The following is a 4,679-nucleotide window of genomic DNA, read 5'->3' as shown; positions in this document are numbered from 1 at the left end:
GACTGACCCGGAAACGAAGCGTCCGCTTCCGGGCCTAACGCCAAGGACCGGTTCCTACACCACACCCGGGCATCTTCGTTCACGGCCAAGCTCCGGCTTTATAGTTTATGTTCCTATTATGGACGTTTTAAACAGCAGAGATATAGGAAAAAAAGCTTGACATTCGCGCCCATTTCCCCTATGCCCCTCCGATCCGCCCCCGGCACCCAACCATGGTGTCTCGACAGGGAGCCTCGCCTCTGACCAGGGCGGGGCTTTGGGGGGCGGGGCGGTTCCTGCGTCGGTGGCTCGGTCGGCCATCGCCCCGGGCGTCGTCGTCAGGCGCAAGGGCTGCGGACGGGGTCGGCCCGCACCCCGCAGTCCCCCAGTCGGAACCGATGCCGTCCTGCCCACTACGAGGTGGCGGCGCGGGCGCGAGATCGTCCGCCGTTCGCGGGCCGGCTTAAGGCCGGATCCACCGTAAGAGTCGGGGCCTGACACGAGCGAGAAGAGACCGCGACGCCAAATCGGTCGCGCCGCCCCCGCCAGGGGTCGTAGCGGCCGCGGGACGCCGGGGAAGCCAGCCTTCCTCAGCGCAGTGATCGAGACCGGGTTCCGCGGCGTCCCGCGTCCCCTGTCGTAGGTGCGTTATCTTTGGCCATGCCCCCGGCGCCATGACGGCGCGCGGGGCCGTCGGCGCGTCGGGCTGCCGCGAAACCCGGGCGCCGTCCCGAGCGTAGGGGCGATGAGGCTTCCCTCAGCGAGACCCCGCCGATCAGACCCAGGAACCATCATGAACAGCTTCATCGCCGTCGTCCTCGTCTGCGCCAACGGCATCCCGCAGCAATCCTGCACCGACGACCGGGCGAGCGAGGTCCGCAAGGTGCGGGTGGCGAACGAGCTCGGCTGCACCAACGGCTGGCAGGAGATCATCGCCCGCACCGATCTCAGCGCCGAGATCGGCAAGACCGCCTACCTCAAGACCGAGTGCCGGCGCGTGAAGCAGGCGGAGTAGGTGCAAGGGCCTCGGTGCAAGGGCCTCGGTGTGAGGCTCCACCTCGCCCCGCTTGCGGGGAGAGGGGAAGGGGCCCGCCAGATCAGCGGTCGTACTTGATATACGCGAAGCGCTGGTCGGTCGGCGTGCCCTCCAGGCCGGCGCCCTCGGTGCCCGGCTGCCAGCCCACCACCTCCTCGATCTTGGTGGCCAGCGCGAAATCCTTCTGCGTGACGCCCTTGGCGGCGTGGTTGGTGAGCCGGACCTCGACCCAGGCATAGGAGGCGGTCAGGTCCGGATGGTGCCAAGCGGCCTCGGCGAGGTGGCCGACCGTGTTGATGACCATGAGCGTGCCCTTCCAGCCCGCGGTCTTGTAGGTGCGCTTGATCCAGCCGCCCTCATAGGTCCAGTGCGGCAGCTCGGCGGCCAGCCGCTCGGTGATGGTGGCGTCGTCGAGGACGTCGTCGCGGGTTCCGGCCATGGTGGTTGCTCCGTGGGTCGCCGAGGGGAGGGGGCGGAGCCTGCGCCGGGCGCCTCGGCGAGGCAAGATCGCGGACGCCGCAGCCTCCCAAGTCCCTTCGGCGACGCTCTGTGGACGCCGCGCGGGTCTCACTCTATCTAGGCCCGCAACAAACCGTCGGTTGTCGTCATCGCGCGGCGGACCGGCAAGGCCAGGGAGGGACGCGTTCATGCTGTCACGGCGCAGGTTGCTCGCGACGGCATCGCTATGGCCGCTGGCCGGATCGCTCCCTGGCCTGCGGGGCGCGCAGGCGGCGTCCACCTCCGTGCGCGTCGGCAGCCTGCCCTTCGGCACGGTCTCCTGGGAAGCCGCGGTGATCAAGGAGAAGAAGCTCGACACGGCCAACGGCTTCACCCTCGACATCGTCAAGCTCGCCGGCAACGACGCTGCCCGCATCGCCTTCATGGGCGGCCAGGTCGACACCATCGTCGGCGACCTGCTCTGGGCGGCCCGGCTCGGCAATGACGGCCGCCTGGTGCGGTTCTTCCCCTATTCGACCACCGAGGGCTCCCTCATGGTCCCGGCCAAGAGCGCGATCGCCTCGCTGAAGGATCTGGCCGGCAAGCGCCTCGGGGTCGCGGGCGGGCCGCTCGACAAGAACTGGCTGCTCCTCAAGGCCCAGGCCCGGGACAGCGGCATCGACCTCGAAGCGGTCGCCGACGTCGCCTTCGGGGCGCCTCCGCTCCTCGCGCTCAAGCTCGAACAAGGCGAGCTCGATGCCGGGCTCCTGTACTGGACCTATTGCGCCCGGCTCGAGCCCAAGGGCTTCCGCCGGCTCATCGGCGCGGACGAGATCATGCGCGGCTTCGGGGCGACGGGGTCGATCGCGCTGATCGGCTACCTGTTCGATTCCGCCACGGTGACGGGCCGGCCCGAGGTCATCGCGGGCTTCGCGCGCGCCTCAAAGGCCGCCAAGGAGCTCCTGGCGACGGATCCGTCCGCCTGGGAGATCGTGCGGCCGTTGATGTCGGCCGAGGACGCGCCGACCTTCGAGGCGCTCAAGCGCGACTTCCTCGCCGGCATTCCGCGCCGCCCCCTCGACACCGAGCGCAGCGACGGCGAGCGCCTCTACGGCGTCCTGGCCAGGCTCGGCGGCAAGCGCCTCGTCGGGTCCGGCGCGACCCTGCCCAAGGGGCTCTACTTCGACGGCACCGCCTGACCGTGACGACGTCGCGACCGATCACCGCCGCATCCCCGATCCGGGACTTGCGTTCACGGGACTTGCCCTGACGCCATGGGCTTCGCGACGCGCCTCGTCTCCGTGCTCGTGCTGCTGGCCGCCTGGCAGCTGGCGGCCGGCCTCGCCGAATCGCGGCTGCTGCCCGCGCCCCTGACCATCCTCAACTTCATCATCAGCGAATCGGCCACCGGCGACCTCTGGCGCAATGTCGGGCTCACCCTGGCGCGGGTCGGCATCTCGTTCCTCATCGCCATGGTGCTCGGCGTCGTGCTCGGCATCGCGCTCGGACGCTGGAGCGCGCTCAACCTCGTCCTCGACACGCCGCTCCTGATCCTGCTCAACACCCCGGCCCTGGTGATCACGGTGCTGGCCTATATCTGGGTCGGGCTGAACGAGGCTGCTGCGGTGCTGGCCGTCGTCCTCAACAAGCTCCCCAATGTGGCGGTGATCCTGCGCGAGGGCGCGCGTGGCCTCGACCCGCAACTGGAGGAGATGGCGCGGGCCTACCGCTTCGACCGGCGGACCTGGATCGCCCACGTGCTGGTGCCCCAGCTCCAGCCCTTCGTGGTCGCCGCGGCCCGCTCCGGTCTCTCGCTCTCCTGGAAGATCGTGCTGGTGATCGAGCTGCTGGGGCGGCCCAACGGCGTCGGCTTCGCCATCAACTTCTACTTCGTGCAGAGCCTGAACGTCGCGGCGATCGTCGGCTACAGCATCGTCTTCATGAGCGTGATGATCGCCATCGACATCCTCATCCTGCAGAGGCTCGAAGCCCATGTCCGACGCTGGCGCTGAGGCGAGGGGCGCCGCGGTGCTGTCGGTGGACATCCGCCGGAAGGTCTACGGCATCGGCGGCGCGGAACCGGTCGAGGCGGTGCGCGACCTCGCCTTCTCGATCGGCGAGGCCGAGATCGCCTGCCTGATCGGCCCGTCGGGGGCGGGCAAGACCACGACCCTGCGCATCCTGCTCGGCCTCGATCCGGCCTATGACGGCTCCGTCGTGCCCGACCCGGCCAGCGCCGGCATCGGCATGGTGTTCCAGGAGCCGCGGCTCATGCCGTGGCGGACGGTGGAGCAGAACGTCCGCCTGGCACTGCCGCGGGCCGAACGCGGCCGCGACCTCGATTCGCTATTCGAATCGCTCGGTCTCGCCCCCTGGCGCAGCCGCTACCCGCGCGCGCTCTCGCTCGGCATGGCCCGGCGGGTCGCACTGGCCAGGGCGCTCGCCCTGAAGCCGCGGATCCTCATCCTCGACGAGCCCTTCGTCTCCCTCGACGATGCGTCCGCGGCGGCGCTACGGGCGATCGTCGTGGACAGCGTCACCCGCGCCGGGATGAGCGTGCTGATGGTCACGCACAATGTCGCCGAAGCCATCGAGATGGCAGACCGCCTGCTGCTCCTTTCGGCGAGGCCCGCCAGCCTCGTCGCCACCATCGCCCTGGATCAGCCTCGCGCCGACAGGACACGGATCTGGGCCGACGAGACACGCCACGATCTCGCGATTCGATACCCCGGAATCATCGCCGCATGATGGGGAACACGGCTGTTTGCCCCGGACCTAAGGGAATGAAGCCGCTGAGCCATCGATCGGGACCCCTGCGACAAACCAGACTTGTCCACCGCTGATGCGGCGAGAAAGCGCATGCCCGATCGGATTGCGCGCGTCCTAACCGCCGAGCCGGCCGCTCCAGCAAGCTCGCCCCTGCAGCCTGTCGGGTCCCAAACATTGCATTATCATGCAGATCAGTTTGAACGACGCCCGCTTACGGATGAAGGATCGCGGCGGCATGGCCGAACAGATCGCCGTGAGCGTCATGATCGATCGTCGCAATCCTGCGCGACATGCATCGAGCGCATAAGCAAGGTCTCCGTATCTATAAATTCGTTTCTCCGTTCGATCTCTTGTTTTGCGATGCACCATCAAGATCTGCAGAGCAAAAAATTTCTCGTGATGGGCGGAACCAGGTGGAGGGACTGTCACACCATTGCATCGGAGCTTGGCGAACCGT

5 protein-coding genes are annotated in these 4,679 nt (G+C 68.3%); 4 read left to right on the top strand and 1 reads right to left on the bottom strand.

Annotated elements, in window-relative coordinates:
• Positions 1-772 precede the first annotated feature (772 nt).
• A complete protein-coding gene (locus tag ACFE7U_RS01940) occupies positions 773-994 on the top strand; it encodes a hypothetical protein (RefSeq protein WP_375408036.1) in 222 nt (73 codons plus the stop codon).
• Between the two features lie 82 nt (positions 995-1,076).
• Here the strand turns inward: ACFE7U_RS01940 and ACFE7U_RS01935 are convergent, their stop codons facing one another.
• Positions 1,077-1,454, bottom strand: coding sequence for a 4a-hydroxytetrahydrobiopterin dehydratase (locus ACFE7U_RS01935; RefSeq protein ID WP_375408035.1), 378 nt, complete (start codon positions 1,452-1,454; stop codon positions 1,077-1,079).
• 208 nt (positions 1,455-1,662) lie between these two features.
• Between ACFE7U_RS01935 and ACFE7U_RS01930 the strand changes: the two genes are divergently transcribed.
• From ACFE7U_RS01930 to ACFE7U_RS01920, 3 genes are all read left to right on the top strand, one after another.
• Positions 1,663-2,652 carry an ABC transporter substrate-binding protein gene (locus tag ACFE7U_RS01930; RefSeq protein ID WP_375408034.1) on the top strand — a complete coding sequence of 330 codons (990 nt, stop codon included), beginning with the start codon at positions 1,663-1,665 and terminating at the stop codon, positions 2,650-2,652.
• A gap of 75 nt (positions 2,653-2,727) precedes the next feature.
• Positions 2,728-3,465 (top strand): ABC transporter permease, encoded by a 738-nt coding sequence (locus tag ACFE7U_RS01925; protein ID WP_375408033.1) that lies wholly within the window; start codon positions 2,728-2,730, stop codon positions 3,463-3,465.
• The gene (locus ACFE7U_RS01920; protein ID WP_375408032.1) at positions 3,446-4,201 is read left to right on the top strand and encodes an ABC transporter ATP-binding protein; all 756 of its coding nucleotides are present in this window, start codon (positions 3,446-3,448) and stop codon (positions 4,199-4,201) included. The genes ACFE7U_RS01925 and ACFE7U_RS01920 overlap by 20 nt, the downstream gene beginning before the upstream one ends.
• Positions 4,202-4,679: the final 478 nt, after the last annotated feature.

The organism is uncultured Methylobacterium sp., from assembly GCF_964251405.1.
Classification (GTDB): Bacteria; Pseudomonadota; Alphaproteobacteria; order Rhizobiales; family Beijerinckiaceae; genus Methylobacterium.
The sequence above is the reverse complement of the archived record's forward strand: the minus strand, read 5'-3'. Positions and strand labels throughout refer to the sequence as shown.

Coding starts and splice junctions, on each gene's coding strand:
- ACFE7U_RS01940 (WP_375408036.1), top strand. CDS start 773: ATGAACAGCTTCATCGCCGTCGTCCTCGTCTGCGCCAACGGCATCCCG.
- ACFE7U_RS01935 (WP_375408035.1), bottom strand. CDS start 1,454: ATGGCCGGAACCCGCGACGACGTCCTCGACGACGCCACCATCACCGAG.
- ACFE7U_RS01930 (WP_375408034.1), top strand. CDS start 1,663: ATGCTGTCACGGCGCAGGTTGCTCGCGACGGCATCGCTATGGCCGCTG.
- ACFE7U_RS01925 (WP_375408033.1), top strand. CDS start 2,728: ATGGGCTTCGCGACGCGCCTCGTCTCCGTGCTCGTGCTGCTGGCCGCC.
- ACFE7U_RS01920 (WP_375408032.1), top strand. CDS start 3,446: ATGTCCGACGCTGGCGCTGAGGCGAGGGGCGCCGCGGTGCTGTCGGTG.